The organism is Streptomyces sp. TE5632 (assembly GCF_054061295.1).
In genome coordinates, this window is the sequence record NZ_JBSSEA010000003.1 from 409,028 (window position 1) to 422,825 (window position 13,798).

Annotated in this window: 14 protein-coding genes; 8 read left to right on the top strand and 6 right to left on the bottom strand. The window is 72.0% G+C overall.

Annotation, left to right across the window (positions count from 1 at the left end; genetic code table 11):
• The first annotated feature begins 26 nt into the window (after positions 1-26).
• The 5 genes from ACVW19_RS06960 (at position 27) to thpD (ending at position 4,874) form a co-directional block, all read left to right on the top strand.
• Positions 27-1,130: a pyridoxal-phosphate-dependent aminotransferase family protein gene (locus ACVW19_RS06960; protein WP_457457559.1), complete on the top strand. Its 1,104-nt coding sequence runs from the start codon at positions 27-29 to the stop codon at positions 1,128-1,130.
• Positions 1,131-1,576: 446 nt separating this feature from the next.
• Entirely contained in the window at positions 1,577-2,083 is a 507-nt protein-coding gene (gene ectA / locus ACVW19_RS06965; RefSeq protein WP_457457560.1) for a diaminobutyrate acetyltransferase, read from the top strand.
• A gap of 87 nt (positions 2,084-2,170) precedes the next feature.
• On the top strand, positions 2,171-3,442 hold the full coding sequence (gene ectB / locus ACVW19_RS06970; protein ID WP_457457562.1) for a diaminobutyrate--2-oxoglutarate transaminase: 1,272 nt from the start codon (positions 2,171-2,173) through the stop codon (positions 3,440-3,442).
• Between the two features lie 115 nt (positions 3,443-3,557).
• A complete protein-coding gene (locus ACVW19_RS06975) occupies positions 3,558-3,956 on the top strand; it encodes an ectoine synthase (protein ID WP_279336742.1) in 399 nt (132 codons plus the stop codon).
• A 6-nt stretch (positions 3,957-3,962) separates the two neighbouring features.
• The gene (gene thpD / locus ACVW19_RS06980; protein WP_457457564.1) at positions 3,963-4,874 is read left to right on the top strand and encodes an ectoine hydroxylase; all 912 of its coding nucleotides are present in this window, start codon (positions 3,963-3,965) and stop codon (positions 4,872-4,874) included.
• Between the two features lie 140 nt (positions 4,875-5,014).
• On the opposite strand, the gene ACVW19_RS06985 is transcribed toward thpD, so the two are convergent.
• The 4 genes from ACVW19_RS06985 to ACVW19_RS07000 all read right to left on the bottom strand — a co-directional run bounded on the left by ACVW19_RS06985 (position 5,015) and on the right by ACVW19_RS07000 (position 9,072).
• Positions 5,015-6,067, bottom strand: a complete 1,053-nt coding sequence (locus ACVW19_RS06985; RefSeq protein WP_457457566.1) for an aminotransferase class V-fold PLP-dependent enzyme — start codon at positions 6,065-6,067, stop codon at positions 5,015-5,017.
• 61 nt (positions 6,068-6,128) lie between these two features.
• The gene (locus tag ACVW19_RS06990; RefSeq protein ID WP_457457568.1) at positions 6,129-6,839 is read right to left on the bottom strand and encodes a DsbA family oxidoreductase; all 711 of its coding nucleotides are present in this window, start codon (positions 6,837-6,839) and stop codon (positions 6,129-6,131) included.
• A 75-nt stretch (positions 6,840-6,914) separates the two neighbouring features.
• The gene (locus ACVW19_RS06995; RefSeq protein ID WP_457457570.1) at positions 6,915-7,421 is read right to left on the bottom strand and encodes an N-acetyltransferase family protein; all 507 of its coding nucleotides are present in this window, start codon (positions 7,419-7,421) and stop codon (positions 6,915-6,917) included.
• A gap of 121 nt (positions 7,422-7,542) precedes the next feature.
• A complete protein-coding gene (locus tag ACVW19_RS07000; RefSeq protein WP_457457571.1) occupies positions 7,543-9,072 on the bottom strand; it encodes an aldehyde dehydrogenase (NADP(+)) in 1,530 nt (509 codons plus the stop codon).
• 150 nt (positions 9,073-9,222) lie between these two features.
• Between ACVW19_RS07000 and ACVW19_RS07005 the strand changes: the two genes are divergently transcribed.
• From ACVW19_RS07005 to ACVW19_RS07015, 3 genes are all read left to right on the top strand, one after another.
• Complete coding sequence (locus ACVW19_RS07005; protein WP_457457573.1) at positions 9,223-9,996, top strand: IclR family transcriptional regulator; 774 nt, start codon at positions 9,223-9,225, stop codon at positions 9,994-9,996.
• Between the two features lie 205 nt (positions 9,997-10,201).
• A complete protein-coding gene (locus ACVW19_RS07010) occupies positions 10,202-10,780 on the top strand; it encodes a SigE family RNA polymerase sigma factor (protein ID WP_457457575.1) in 579 nt (192 codons plus the stop codon).
• Positions 10,777-11,520 carry a hypothetical protein gene (locus ACVW19_RS07015; RefSeq protein WP_457457576.1) on the top strand — a complete coding sequence of 248 codons (744 nt, stop codon included), beginning with the start codon at positions 10,777-10,779 and terminating at the stop codon, positions 11,518-11,520. The genes ACVW19_RS07010 and ACVW19_RS07015 overlap by 4 nt, the downstream gene beginning before the upstream one ends.
• Positions 11,521-11,588: 68 nt before the next feature.
• Here ACVW19_RS07015 and ACVW19_RS07020 read toward each other — a convergent pair whose 3' ends face one another.
• Together ACVW19_RS07020 and ACVW19_RS07025 are read right to left on the bottom strand one after the other, a co-directional pair.
• Entirely contained in the window at positions 11,589-12,662 is a 1,074-nt protein-coding gene (locus ACVW19_RS07020) for a dienelactone hydrolase family protein (RefSeq protein ID WP_457457578.1), read from the bottom strand.
• Positions 12,659-13,786, bottom strand: coding sequence for a pectinesterase family protein (locus ACVW19_RS07025; RefSeq protein WP_457457579.1), 1,128 nt, complete (start codon positions 13,784-13,786; stop codon positions 12,659-12,661). Before ACVW19_RS07025 ends, ACVW19_RS07020 begins: the two co-directional genes overlap by 4 nt.
• Positions 13,787-13,798: the final 12 nt, after the last annotated feature.

Sequence of the window (13,798 nt, forward strand, 5' to 3'; positions counted from 1 at the left end):
AGCCGCGACCTGGAGAGAGCACCGCCGTGAGCACCCACCCCTTCCTCGGCCTGGCCCCGCTGAGCGCCACGCGCTTCGCCTCGATCGAGGACCGCGTGGCACGGCTGCTGCGCACCACGCAGGACGTCGTGATCATGCAGGGGGAGGCGCTGCTGCCGCTGGAGGGCGCGATCCGCGCGGCCGCGGGCCCCGGCACGACCGCCCTGAACGTCGTCACGGGCCCCTACGGGCAGACCTTCGGGGACTGGCTGCGGGACTGCGGCGCCACGGTGGTCGACCTGGCGGTGCCGTTCCACACGGCGGTGACGGCCGGACAGATCCGCGAGGCCTTCGCCGAACATCCGGAGATCGACTTCGTCTCCCTGGTGCACGCGGAGGCGGCCACCGGGAACACCAACCCGGTCGCGGAGATCGGCGAGGCGGTGCGGGAGCACGGAGCGCTGTTCTACCTGGACGCGGTGGCGTCGATCGGGGCGGAACCGGTGCTGCCGGACGCGTGGGGCGTGGACCTGTGCGTGATCGGGGCGCAGAAGGCGATGGGCGGTCCGGCGGGCGTGTCGGCGGTGTCGGTGAGCGAGCGGGCGTGGGCCCGGATGGCGGCGAACCCGCGGGCGCCGCGCCGCTCGTACCTGTCGCTGCTGGACTGGAAGGAGCGCTGGATCGACGGGGGCCGTACGGCGCTGCCGCACGCGCCGGCGCAGCTGGAGATGCTGGCGCTGGAGGCGTGCGTGGAGCGCATCGAGGCGGCGGGCCTGGACACGGTGACGGCGCGGCACGCGGCGGCCGCCGCGGCGACGCGGGCGGGTGCGCTCGCACTGGGCGGCGGCCTGGTGCCGTACGTCCACGAGGCGTCCGAGGCCGCTCCGGTCGCCACGACCCTGCGGGCCCCGTCGGGCACGGTGGCCGCGGAGCTGGTGGCCCACGCCCTGGCCGTGGACCCGGCGCTGCCGCTGGCCGCGGGGGGCGGGGCACTGGCCAAGGAGATGATCCGCGTCAACCACTACGGCTCCGACGCGACCCGGGGCGCGGTGCGGGCGAGCCTGGCGGCCCTGGGCACCGCACTGGCGGAGCAGGGCCTGACGGTGGACGTGCGGGGCGCCCTGAGCGCGGCCGACGACGCCTGGCGGTAAGCCCGCGCGGGACGCCCCGAAGCGGAGCGGGAGTGCGCCGACGGCACGACGGGGACCTGAGCGACCGGTCGGCCACGGATGACCGAATCGTGAATTCCACAGGATTACCGGAACCAATCGAGGGCATTCTTGACCGGCATTCTCCCGCTTATTTCAATATGACCTTCCAGAGCAGCTTCCCACTTCCTTCTGCCCGCTTTTCTCGGACCTAAACGCAGCGATTCAGCGGGGCGGGAAGTGACGCATCCGGGGCCCCCTCACGGGAGTTACGTACTTGTGACCAGCCCCACAGCGCGACCGATTTGCGCCTTGTATTCACTGCAAAACGGGGCATCTCGCCGAGCTTCCGCTTGCGGCTTCACGCCCGCGCGATAACATAGTTCAAGCCACCAGGTAACCCCGGCAGTCGATGCATTTTCGAATTTACCTGGGTAAGTTGAATTCACATGACTGCCGCTCAAGCAGACCCGAAAATCGACCGCCCCGCCCTGGCGGACGGAGCCGCGCTGTGGCGGATAGCGAGGGACTCGAAAACCCTCGACCTGAACTCGTCGTACAGCTATCTCCTGTGGTGCCGGGACTTCGCCGCCACCTCGGCCGTCGCACGCGACGCCGGCGGGGAGGCGATCGGCTTCGTCACCGGCTACGTACGGCCGAGCAGCCCGCACACCCTGCTCGTCTGGCAGGTCGCGGTGGACGAGGCGCACCGCGGCCGCGGTCTGGCCGCCGCGCTGCTCGACGGTCTGGTCGCACGGACCACCGCGGAACACGGAGTGAACACCGTGGAGACCACCATCACCCCGGGGAACACCGCCTCCGAGCGCCTGTTCACCGCGTTCGCCGAACGCCACGGCGCCCGGCTGGAGCGCGAGGTGCTGTTCGAGACCGACCAGTTCCCCGACGGACCGCACGCCCCCGAGGTCCTGTACCGCATCGGTCCCCTCGCCCCCTGACCTTCGGCCCCCGCGCACGAAGAAGTGCCTCACTCCGCCGATCCCCGTCTCCCTCCGACCTCCCACGCCAACGAGGAGCGATTCGTCGTGACCATCACCCAGCCCGATCTGAGCGTCTTCGAGACCCTTGAGTCCGAGGTGCGCAGCTACTGCCGTGGCTGGCCCACCGTCTTCGACCGCGCACACGGCAGCCGCATGTACGACGAGGACGGCCACGAGTACCTCGACTTCTTCGCCGGAGCCGGTTCACTCAACTACGGCCACAACAACCCCGTACTGAAACGGGCGCTGATCGACTATCTGGAGCGGGACGGCGTCACCCACGGGCTCGACATGTCGACGACGGCCAAACGCGCCTTCCTGGAGTCCTTCCAGAACTGGATCCTGCGCCCGCGCGACCTGCCGTACAAGGTCATGTTCCCGGGCCCGACCGGCACCAACGCCGTCGAGTCGGCGCTGAAGCTGGCGCGGAAGGTCAAGGGGCGCGAGTCGATCGTGTCGTTCACCAACGCCTTCCACGGCATGTCCCTGGGCTCGCTCGCCGTGACCGGCAACGCCTTCAAGCGGGCCGGGGCCGGCATCCCGCTGGTGCACGGCACGCCCATGCCGTTCGACAACTACTTCGACGGCACGGTCGAGGACTTCCTGTGGTTCGAGCGGCTGTTGGAGGACCAGGGCTCCGGCCTCAACAAGCCGGCCGCCGTGATCGTCGAGACCGTGCAGGGCGAGGGCGGCATCAACGTCGCCCGGCCCCAGTGGCTGCGCGCCCTGTCCGAGCTGTGCGCACGCCAGGACATGCTGCTCATCGTCGACGACATCCAGATGGGCTGCGGCCGCACCGGCGCCTTCTTCTCCTTCGAGGAGGCGGGCATCACTCCGGACATCGTCACCGTGTCCAAGTCGATCAGCGGCTACGGCCTGCCCATGGCGCTGACCCTGTTCAAGCCCGAGCTGGACGTCTGGGAACCGGGTGAGCACAACGGCACCTTCCGCGGCAACAACCCGGCCTTCGTCACGGCGACCGCCACCCTGGAGGCCTACTGGGCCGACGGGGCGGCGATGGAGAAGCAGACCCGTTCGCGCGGCGAGCAGGTCGAGCAGTCGCTGATCGCCATCGCCGAGGAGAACCTCGCCGACGTGAAGGAGTACCGCGGTCGCGGGCTGGTGTGGGGCATGGAGTTCCACGACAAGGAGCGCGCGGGGCGGGTCGCCGAGCGCGCCTTCCAGCTCGGACTGCTGATCGAGACCTCCGGCCCCGAGAGCGAGGTCGTCAAACTCCTCCCGGCCCTGACCATCACCCCGGACGAGCTGGACGAGGGGCTGAGGACGCTGGCCCGCGCCGTCCGCGAGACCGCCTGAACCACCTGAACCACCTGCTGAGCCGTCCGGGCCCCCGGCCTCGGCCCGGGGCCCGGACGACCCGCAGGCACCATCACCACCATCGCCACCATCGCCAAGGAGGCATCGCAGCACCGTGATTGTCCGTTCCTTCAAGGAGCTCGAGGGCACCGACCGGCATGTGAAGTCCGCGTCGGGCACCTGGGAGAGCAAGCGCATCGTCCTCGCCAAGGAGAACGTCGGGTTCTCCTTGCACGAGACCGTCCTGTACACCGGTACGGAGACGTCGATGTGGTACGCCAACCACATCGAGGCCGTCGTCTGTGTGGAGGGAGAGGCAGAGCTCACCGACCACGACTCCGGGCTGACGCACACGATCACGCCCGGGACCATGTACCTCCTCGACGGGCACGAGAAGCACACGCTGCGGGTGAAGAAGGACTTCCGCTGCATCTGCGTCTTCAACCCGCCCGTGACCGGACGGGAGGACCACGACGAGAACGGCGTATACCCGCTGCTCACCGAGGAGGTGTGAGGTTCCATGACCACCGTGACCCCCAGCACCGAGACGCACGTCCCCGACCTCTATCCCACCCGCGGCTCCGCCGAGGTCATCACCCCGCGGCAGGACCCGGTCGTCTGGGGCGCCCCGGACGCGCCCGGCCCGATCTCGCCGGCCGACCTCGGGGCGTTCGAGCGTGACGGCTTCCTCGCCGTCGATCAGCTGATCACCGAGGACGAGGTCGCCGTCTACCGGGACGAACTGAACCGGCTGGTCGCCGACCCGGCGATCCGGGCCGACGAGCGGTCGATCGTCGAACCGCGGTCCAAGGAGATCCGCTCGGTCTTCGAGGTCCACCGGATCAGTGAGGTGTTCGCGCGGCTGGTGCGCGACGAGCGGGTGGTCGGCCGGGCCCGGCAGATCCTCGGCTCGGACGTGTACGTCCACCAGTCCCGGATCAACGTCAAGCCGGGCTTCGGGGCCAGTGGCTTCTACTGGCACTCGGACTTCGAGACCTGGCACGCCGAGGACGGTCTGCCGCGGATGCGGACGGTGTCCGTGTCGATCGCGCTGACCGAGAACTTCGACACCAACGGCGGACTGATGATCATGCCGGGGTCGCACAAGACGTTCCTCGGGTGTGCGGGGGCCACACCGAAGGACAACTACAAGAAGTCGCTGCAGATGCAGGACGCGGGCACGCCGTCGGACGAGGCGCTGACCGCGCTGGCCTCCGAACACGGCGTCAAGCTGTTCACCGGCGCGGCCGGCTCGGCTACGTGGTTCGACTGCAACAGCATGCACGGCTCCGGGGACAACATCACGCCGTTCCCGCGCAGCAACGTGTTCATCGTGTTCAACAGCGTCGAGAACACCGCCGTCGAGCCGTTCGCGGCGCCGGTCCGGCGTCCCGATTACATCGGGGCGCGGGACTTCACGCCGGTGACGTGAGCGCGGGACCTGAGACAGGTGCCGCGAACGCGTGACGTGCGCGCGTGACGGCGGCTGCGGGCCGGGCCTCCTCGTGTGGGACGGGAGGCGCCGGCCCGCTGTCGTGCGCGTGACCGGGCCGGCGTGGGTCCCCGGCCTTCTCAGCCGGACAGGGCGTCCAGCAGCCGGTCCACCTCGGACGGTGTGTTGTAGAGGTGGAAGGACGCCCGCAGATGGCCGGCCCGGTTGGACAGAGCGAGGCCGGCCCTGTCCAACTCGGGCTCGAGACGGCCCAGTTCCGGCACGGAGACGATGGCCGAGCCGGGTGCGGGCACGGGCTCGTGGCCCAGCCCGGCAAGCCCCGCCCGGAAGCGGTCGGCGAGGGCGAGGTCATGGGCGTGGATCGTCTCCACACCGATCTCCTCGACGAGTTCGAGGGAGGTACGCAGTCCCGCGTAGGTGAACAGGGCAGGGCTCACGTCGAACCGGCGGGCCGAGTGGGCGAGTTCGGTGACGGGTCCGTAGCAGCTGTCCCAGGGCCTCTCCGCCGCGACCCACCCCGCCTGCACCGGGGTCAGCCCACCGAAGTCCTCCGGCACGACGAGGAAGGCCGCCCCGTGCGGGCCGAGCAGCCACTTGTGGACGATGGCGACGGAGTAGTCGTGTGCGTCGGCCTCGACCGGCAGCCAGCCGGCCGCCTGGGAGAAGTCGACATAGGTGCGCGCCCCGTGCTCCCCGGCCGCCTCCCGCAGCGCGGGCAGATCGGCGATCCGGCCGTCGGCGGACTGCACGGCGCTCACGGCGACCAGGGCGGTGTCCGGACGGACGGACTCGGCGAGCCGCTCCAGGGGAACGGCCCGCACCTTGAGGTCGCCGCGGACGTGGAACGGGTTGAGCACCGAGGTGAAGTCACCCTCGACGGTGAGGACTTCGGCGCCCGGCGGCAGTGCGGCCGCGATCAGCCCGGTGCAGAGAGCGGCGGTGGCGCCGGCCGCCACGCGCTCGACGGGGACACCGGCCAGCCGGGCGTAGGCGGCCCGGCACGCCTCGACGTCGTCGAACAGCGGATCCAGCGGGCCGCCCTCGGCCCTCAGCCGAACGGCCTCTTCGAGGGCGGTCACCGTACGTGCGGGCAGCAGGCCACTGCTCGCGGTGTTCAGAAAGGTGCTCTTCGGGGTGAACTCGGCACGGACGAGGTTCGCGAAGGTCTCCATGGCACCACTCTGTGGTCCCGGGACCTCCCCGTCCATCGGCTTTCAGGCCCGTCCGGCGGAGTCAGCTCTGCGGGACCGCGCAGCCGTCGGGGCCGCAGGCCTCCGCGTCGCCGTCGACGATCTTCAGCGGCGACCGTTCGCCCCACGCCTGGGTCAGCGCCCGGGCGAACACCTCGGCGGGCTGGGCGCCGGAGACGCCGTACGTGCGGTCGAGGACGAAGAAGGGCACACCCCGTGCGCCGAGTTCCGCGGCGTCCCGCTGGTCCTCGCGCACCTCTGCGGCGTACGCGTCCGGGTCGGCGAGGACCGCGCGGGCGGCGTCGGTGTCGAGGCCGGCGTCGGCGGCGAGTTCGAGGAGGCGTTCGTCGTCGCCGAAGACGGACCGCTCCTCGGCGAAGTTCGCCCGGTAGAGGAGGTCGAGCAGCTCCACCTGGCGGCCCTGGGTGCGGGCGAAGTGCAGCAGGCGGTGCATGTCGAAGGTGGCGCCGTGGTCACGGCCCCGGGTGCGGTACGGCAGTCCCTCGGCCGCGGCCTGGGCGCCGAGGTTGTCCTCACCGGCCTCGGCCTGTGCCTGGCTCATGCCGTACTTCTTGGTCAGCATCGTGAGCACGGGCTGGATGTCGTCCTTGGCCCGGCCGGGGTCCAGCTCGAAGGAGCGGTGCACCACCTCGACGTCGTCACGGTGCGGGAACTCGCCGAGCGCCTTCTCGAACCGCGCCTTGCCGACATAACACCAGGGGCACGCGATGTCCGACCAGATTTCGACACGCATCGTTCAGGCACTCTCCCGGCCGTGGGGACACGGAGACTCCCTCCGCTGCCTGCGTGAACGTTCAACCAGTGGGGTTCATTCCCCCGGCACGGCGAAGCACAGGTGGAGGTGGTGGTCGTCCTCGGCGGGCGGATGCCCCGGGTCCGGGATCCAGCCCCGGCGGGCGTAGAAGGCCTGGGCCCGCCGGTTGTCGGCGTGCACCTCGAGCACGGCGGTCCGCCGGCCCTGCGCCCGCCACTCCTCGACGCAGGCGGTGTGCAGGGCCGTGCCGATGCCGGCGCGCCACTGGCCCGGGTCGACGTGGAACTGGAACAGCTTGACCGTGCCGGCGGGGGCGTCCGGCGGGGTGCGGAACGAGGCGATGCCGGCCAGTTGGCCGTCCCGCACCGCGCACAGCACCTGCCCGTCGGGGTGCTCGACGGCCTCCTGCCAGCGCGCCCGCCAGTCGGCGCCGTCGTCGGGGAGGCCGTCCGGGTAGTACGTGGACCGGGCGCGCAGGTGCAACGCGGCGATGTCCGCGACCTCGGCCGTCAGGGCGGTCCTGATCAACAGGGAGTCCGTGGTCCGGTGCGATCTGATCATGCGCTGTACGACGTTCCCCGGCGGGCGGGTGGTTCCCGGGGGGCGGCTTCCGTCGCGCGGGGGCCCCTTCGGCGGGTCGTGCCGGAGGGGCCCCGCGTGCCGTGCGGTGCCGGGCGCGCGTTCAGCGCTCCAGGCTCCCGTTGAAGCGGCGCGGCAGTTTCTGCGGGTTGTCGTCGCGCAGTTCCGGCGGCAGGAGGGCGGCCGGGCTGTTCTGGTAGGCGACGGGACGCAGCCAGCGCTCGATGGCGGTGCCGCCGACCGAGGTGGAGGTGGAGGTCGTCGCCGGGTACGGGCCGCCGTGGTGCTGGGCCGGGGCGACCGCGACGCCGGTCGGCCAGGCGTTGACGAGTACCCGGCCGGCGAGCGGGGTCAGCTCGGCGAGGATCTCGGCGCCCCGGCCCTGGCCGGTGCCCTCCTCCTCGGACAGGTGGACGGTGGCGGTGAGGTTGCCGGGGAGGCGGGAGAGGACGGAGCGGACCTCGGTGTCGTCCTCGTAGCGGGCCACGACGGTGACCGGGCCGAAGCACTCCTCCAGCAGCAGGTCGTGCTCGCCGTCCGTGGCGAGCCTGCTCGCCGGGACGGTGAGGAAGCCGGCGCTGACGGTGTGCTCGCCGCCCGAGCCCGGGGTCACCGGGGACTCCACGTCGGGCAGTTGGGCGCGTTCGGCGACCCCGGCGACGAAGTTGTCGCGCATGCGGTGGTCGAGCAGGACACCGGCGTCGGTGTCGCTGACGGCGTCGGTCAGGGACTTGACGAGGCGGTCGCCGGCCGCGCCGGCGGGGGCGAGGACGAGGCCCGGCTTCACGCAGAACTGGCCGACGCCCAGCGTCATCGAACCGGCGAGACCGGCGCCGATCGCCTCGGCGCGCTCGGCGGCGGCGGCCTCGGTGACGAGGACCGGGTTCAGGGAGCCCAGCTCCCCGTGGAACGGGATCGGGACCGGGCGGGCGGCCGCCGCGTCGAAGAGAGCCCGGCCGCCGCGCACCGATCCGGTGAAGCCGGCTGCCGCGACCAGCGGGTGCCGGACCAGTTCGACGCCGGCCTCGAAGCCGTGCACCAGGCCGAGCACGCCCTCGGGGACGTCGTGCCGGGCCGCCGCGCGGCGCAGCACCTTGGCGACCAGCTCGGACAGGCCCGGGTGGTCGGGGTGGGCCTTGACGACCACCGGACAGCCGGCCGCGAGCGCGCTCGCGGTGTCGCCGCCGGGGACGGAGAAGGCGAAGGGGAAGTTGGAGGCCGAGTAGACGGCGACGACACCCAGCGGGACCTTGTAGCGGCGCAGGTCCGGGACGGGCGGGGTCGCGGTGTCGTCGGGGTGGTTGATGACGACGTCGAGGAAGGCGCCCTCGTCGACGATGTCGGCGAAGGCCCGCAGCTGGTAGCAGGTGCGGGCGAGTTCGCCGGTCAGCCGCACGGGGCCGAGGGCGGTCTCGGCGTCGGCGGCCTCGACGAGCCGGCCTTGGGCCGCCTCGAGTTCGTCTGCGGCGGAACGCAGGAAGGCCGCACGGACGGTGCGGTCGGCCAAGGCGCTCCGCGCGTCGTGCGCGGCCCGGACGGCGGCGTCCACCTCCTGGGCCGTGGCCTCCACCGCAACCTGTTCCCGCTGCTTCCCGGTTCGGGGGTCGACGCTCCAGACTGGTGCTGCTGCCACCGCGAGTCCCTCCACTTGACTGCCGCCCTCAATGCCGCAGTATGTACGTCACCCGTCGGCGGCGTTCGATATACTGAACACTGTCTCTGATGATGAATGTGCTGCTGGAGACTATAACTTCAGCTTCTCGTCGAACGAAGGGTCAAGGGCATGTCGGCTGGCGAGACGGGCGGCGGCGCGCAGGTCAAGTCCGCGGTGCGGACCGTTGAACTGCTCGAGTACTTCGCCGGGCGCCCCGGCATGCACTCCCTGGCGGCGGTCCAGGAGGCCGTCGGCTACCCCAAGTCCAGTCTCTACATGCTGCTGCGCACCCTTGTCGACCTCGGCTGGGTGGAGACGGACGCGACGGGCACGCGGTACGGCATCGGCGTGCGGGCGCTGCTCGTGGGCACGTCCTACATCGACGGCGACGAGGTGGTGGCGGCGGCCCGTCCCACCCTGGACCGGCTCTCGGACGACACCACGGAGACCATCCACCTGGCCCGGCTCGACGGCACCAACGTCGTCTATCTGGCCACCCGGCAGTCGCAGCACTACCTGCGCCCCTTCACCCGGGTCGGCCGCCGGCTGCCCGCGCACTCGACGTCGCTCGGCAAGGCGCTGCTGAGCACGTACGCGGACGAGCAGGTGCGCAAGATGCTCCCTCAGACGCTGCCCGCCCTCACCGAGAACACCATCACGGACCGGGAGAAGCTCATCGAGGAGCTGCACCAGGTGCGTGAGCAGGGCTTCGCCGTGGACCGCGAGGAGAACACGCTCGGGCTGCGCTGCTTCGGGGTGGCGATCCCCTACCGCACGCCCGCACGGGACGCGATCAGCTGCTCGGTGCCGGTCGCCAGGCTCACCCCCGCGCACGAACAGATGGTCAAGGACGCCCTGTTCGACGCGCGCGACCGGCTGACCCTGGCCACCCGGAGGCTCTGACCGCGCAGACCGCCCTGCGCGCGGTGCCGTGCGACGGCGACCCGATCTCCCCGCCCGCCACGCCTCATTCGGCTGCGCCTCGTGTTCCGGGTTCGGGCGACGACCGGTCGTGCACCGTTCGATCAGCCATACGAACCGACGGGTGATCACTGCTACGCTCCGGGGCTCGCGGGGCACCCGACACCGCTGCGAGGGGAGGTGGCCCGTGGGCCCGCCCGTCGAGGACGCCGCCTCCGTGGAGTTCCACGCCTTCTTCGAGCGTCACTACGCCGAACTGTCCCGTCTGGCCTGGCTGCTGACGGGCGAGGCGGACGCCGCCGACGACCTGGCCGCGGACGCGCTGCTGGCCTTGTGGCACCGCTGGGACCGGGTACGCGCCGCCGAGCATCCGGTGGCGTACGCGCGGGGCGTGGTCGCCAACATGGCGCGTACCCGCATCCGCGGCGCGGTGCGCGAGCGGCGCCGGATCGCCCTGTTCTGGTCGCAGCGCGAGGAGCGGGTCGAGAATCCGGACGTCGCGGGCGTGGTGGATGTGCGGGAGGCGTTGCGCAGGCTGCCGTTCCGCAAGCGGGCGTGTGTGGTGCTGCGGCACTCCTTCGACCTGTCGGAGAAGGACACCGCGCTGGCTCTGGGCGTCTCGGTGGGTACGGTGAAGAGCCAGACCTCGAAGGGGATGGCCGAACTGCAGCGGCTGCTGGGCACGGCGGAGGTGCCCCGAAAGGTGCACGCCGCGGCGGGGTGCCCGGGGAGGCCCGCCGGCGAGGACACGGGAAGGGACCGATGACGATGCGGCGGGACGTGCACGACGAGCTGCGCGCCCGGCTGCACGAGGTCGCCGGGGAGCACGAGCCCGACCGGGAGCGCATCCTGGCCCGGGTCGAACGCGGCACGGCCGGGACGGTCCGTCCGGTCCGACCGGCCTCGCGTCCACCGGTGTCGGGCTGGGTCCGGGTGACGGGCGCGACGGCCGCGGTGGCCGGTGTGCTCGTGGTGGGCGGTTACACGGTGACATCAGCGGTACGGGGCGACGAGGCACGCCCGCAGCGGCAGGTGGCCGTCTCCCCGGCCCCCGTGCCGACGTCGGCACCGGACGCGCCCGGCACGGTGGGGCCGCCCGCCGGTGTCGAGGACGGTCCCCTGTGGTCGGACGGTGCGGTGAACCCGCACAGCAACGAGTTCTGGGCGCAGAGCGACGTCACCCTGCGGACGAGTGAGCCGCTGACCGCGCTGACCGTGCGGCTGCGGATCGCGCAGACCGGCGGGGTCTCCTCGACGGGGGCCTGGCGGTCGCTGCCCGAGGAGGACTTCGCACTCACGGTGGACGAGCGGAACGGTCACCTCGTCTACACCTGGACGCTGAAGGGGGGCCGCACGGTCCCGCCGGGCGAGTGGGTGTTCGCCGGGCAGTACAACCATGCGCGCGGCGGCCGGGACGCGCGGAACGACACCTATGCGGCGACCGCCGCCGGGGGGTCCGAACAGCTCTCCGTGGGCGGCGGCTTCGCGACCGACGACGGAGCGTGACGGACTTCGTGACAGGCTTCGCGACGGACTTGCCCGGTCCGGTCGAAGGGTCGGGGGGCGGGTGGCCCTCACAGGACGGAGCCGAGCCAGGCGTACACCTCGTCCTGCATCGCGTCGTCGAAGACGTGGCCCCTGTCCGGCCACGTCTTCAGCCGCAGCCGGTCCTCGGCGCCCTGTGAACGCCAGACGGCACTCAGCTTGTCGTAGGCGGTACGCACCCCGTCGGCGGGGAACAGGGCGTCGAGCCCGCCGTGGAAGAACAGCATCGGCCGGGGTGCGGCGATGCTCGCCACGTCGGGGATGTCCAGGTGCCGGGCGAGCCCGGGGTGGAGCATGTGGAACGCCGACTGCCCGCGCAGCGTGTTGTTCCCGGGCACCATCATCTCCTTCAGCCCGGTCATCCAGCACACGCTCGCCGCCGCCGCGATGTGGTCGCTGAGCGCGGCCACCTGCCAGGACCGGTAGCCGCCCATGGAGAAGCCGAGGGCGGCGACCCGGCGCGCGTCCACCCGGTCGAGGCCGGCCAGGAAGGCGGCGGCCCGCTGGTCCTCGCGGGCGTGGAGTCCGGCGAGTGAGGAGCCGAGGTGGAAGAGGTTGCTCGCCAGTTCCTGCTGCCGCTCGTAGACCAGCGGCCCCCGCTCCCCCCAGCCGAGGGCGTCCAGGCAGAGCACGACATGGCCGCGCCGGGCGAGTTCGTCGCCGACGAAGCGCCCGGCGAAGTACCGCTCGGCCCACTGTTCGGCGGAGGCGAGTCGGGTGTCGTCGTACCAGGGCCGGACGCCCTTCTCCTTGCCGATGTCGAAGCGGGAACCGTGGTCGTGCAGGAGCAGTACGGCTGGGAAGGGCCCGGCGCCCCACGGGGTGAGCAGGGCGCCGCGGACCCTGCCGTACCGGGTGAGCGAGAGCTCCACGCACTCGCGGGTGTAGCCGTCCCCGGGAGGGCCCGCGGTGAACTCGGGCGCGTACGGTGTGCCGTCCTGGTCCGCCACGACGAGCAGTTCCCCGACCTTGTCCCGGGCCGTCCGCCGCCACGCCGGGAAGTCCCGGACGGGTGAGGTGCCCCAGGCCAGTGGGAACGTCAGGTCGTCCTTGAGCGCCGGATGGAGGCCGGGCGGACCGGGCGGACCGGGGACGGGGTTCACGGGCCGGTCCGGGGGCGCCAGTCGCCGAGGTGACTCTCGCGGGTGTGGGCGGCGGCCTGGGCGCGGGTGAGCCGGGGCCGGTTCTCGGGGACGGTGACCACGGAGCCGGGACCGGAGTTGCAGTACTCGGCGAAGCGCTGGCCCTGCCAGGGGTGGCCGCTCGCCATGTCGGTGTACGGCGCGACGGCGTCGATGCCGGGGCCGAGGTGGGTGTCGCGGACGGTGAGCATCGGGCGGGCGGTGGGGTCGGAGCTGGGAACCCAGGGGCGTGCCAGCTTGTAGTAGCCGTCGGGTGCCTCGCTGCTGATCCTGCTCCGCGTGACGAGGTAGCCGCGCGGGTTGGCGCCGGCCGTGGAGGGCGCGAAGACGAAGCCGTGCGGGGGGCCGGTCAGGTCCGGACGGATCAGGGTGCGGAAGTGGCAGTGCTCGAAGACGGCGGTCGCCCGGCCGAACACGAAGTCGACGTCGCCCTCGGCGTAGCAGTGGGAGAAGTACTGGCGGGCGAAGGTGCCGAGCGCCGTGGAGTCGGCGTACAGGGTGTCCTGGTGGCCGAGGAACCGGCAGTGTGTGAAGGCGCTGCGGTCGCCCTGCACCTTGAGGGCGACGGCCTGGGTGCCGCTGGTGCCGGGGAGGTCGGTGCGCAGCCAGTCGTTGGCGAAGGTGATCCAGCGGGCGGTGAAGCCGTCGGGGCGCACGGTGGTGGTGGCGGAGCCGGAGGTGCCGTGGTTTCCGGAGCCGTCCGGTTTCGGGGTGCCCGCCGCGTTGTCGTACACGATCACGACGTCACGGGGGTTCTGCGAGGCGCCGATCCAGGTCATGTCGGTGCGGTCGGCGGCCACGGACACCGTCTCCCGGTAGGTGCCCGGGGCCAGGACGAGGACGCGTCCGGTGCCGGTCGCGGCGGTCACGGCCGCCTGGACCGAGGTGAAGTCACCGGCGCCGCCGAGGTGGACGTACAGGGTCCCGGGGGTCAGGCGGTCGGCCGGCGAACCGTACCGGCCGAACGGACGGCGCGGGTGGTGGGCCGCCCGGGCGGGTGCCCCGTCCGCCAGGGCGAGCGCGGTGGCGGCCGAGGCGCCTGCCAGCAGCAGACCCCTTCTGGACACGGGCAGCGAGGAGGGCATGCGGGGCTCCTT

Excerpts from the sequence above, each read along its gene's own strand:
- ACVW19_RS06985 (WP_457457566.1), bottom strand. The coding sequence starts at position 6,067 with ATGGAGACCTTCGCGAACCTCGTCCGTGCCGAGTTCACCCCGAAGAGC.
- ACVW19_RS07025 (WP_457457579.1), bottom strand. The coding sequence starts at position 13,786 with ATGCCCTCCTCGCTGCCCGTGTCCAGAAGGGGTCTGCTGCTGGCAGGC.
- thpD (WP_457457564.1), top strand. The coding sequence starts at position 3,963 with ATGACCACCGTGACCCCCAGCACCGAGACGCACGTCCCCGACCTCTAT.
- ectA (WP_457457560.1), top strand. The coding sequence starts at position 1,577 with ATGACTGCCGCTCAAGCAGACCCGAAAATCGACCGCCCCGCCCTGGCG.
- ACVW19_RS07015 (WP_457457576.1), top strand. The coding sequence starts at position 10,777 with ATGACGATGCGGCGGGACGTGCACGACGAGCTGCGCGCCCGGCTGCAC.
- ACVW19_RS06990 (WP_457457568.1), bottom strand. The coding sequence starts at position 6,839 with ATGCGTGTCGAAATCTGGTCGGACATCGCGTGCCCCTGGTGTTATGTC.
- ACVW19_RS07005 (WP_457457573.1), top strand. The coding sequence starts at position 9,223 with ATGTCGGCTGGCGAGACGGGCGGCGGCGCGCAGGTCAAGTCCGCGGTG.
- ACVW19_RS06995 (WP_457457570.1), bottom strand. The coding sequence starts at position 7,421 with ATGATCAGATCGCACCGGACCACGGACTCCCTGTTGATCAGGACCGCC.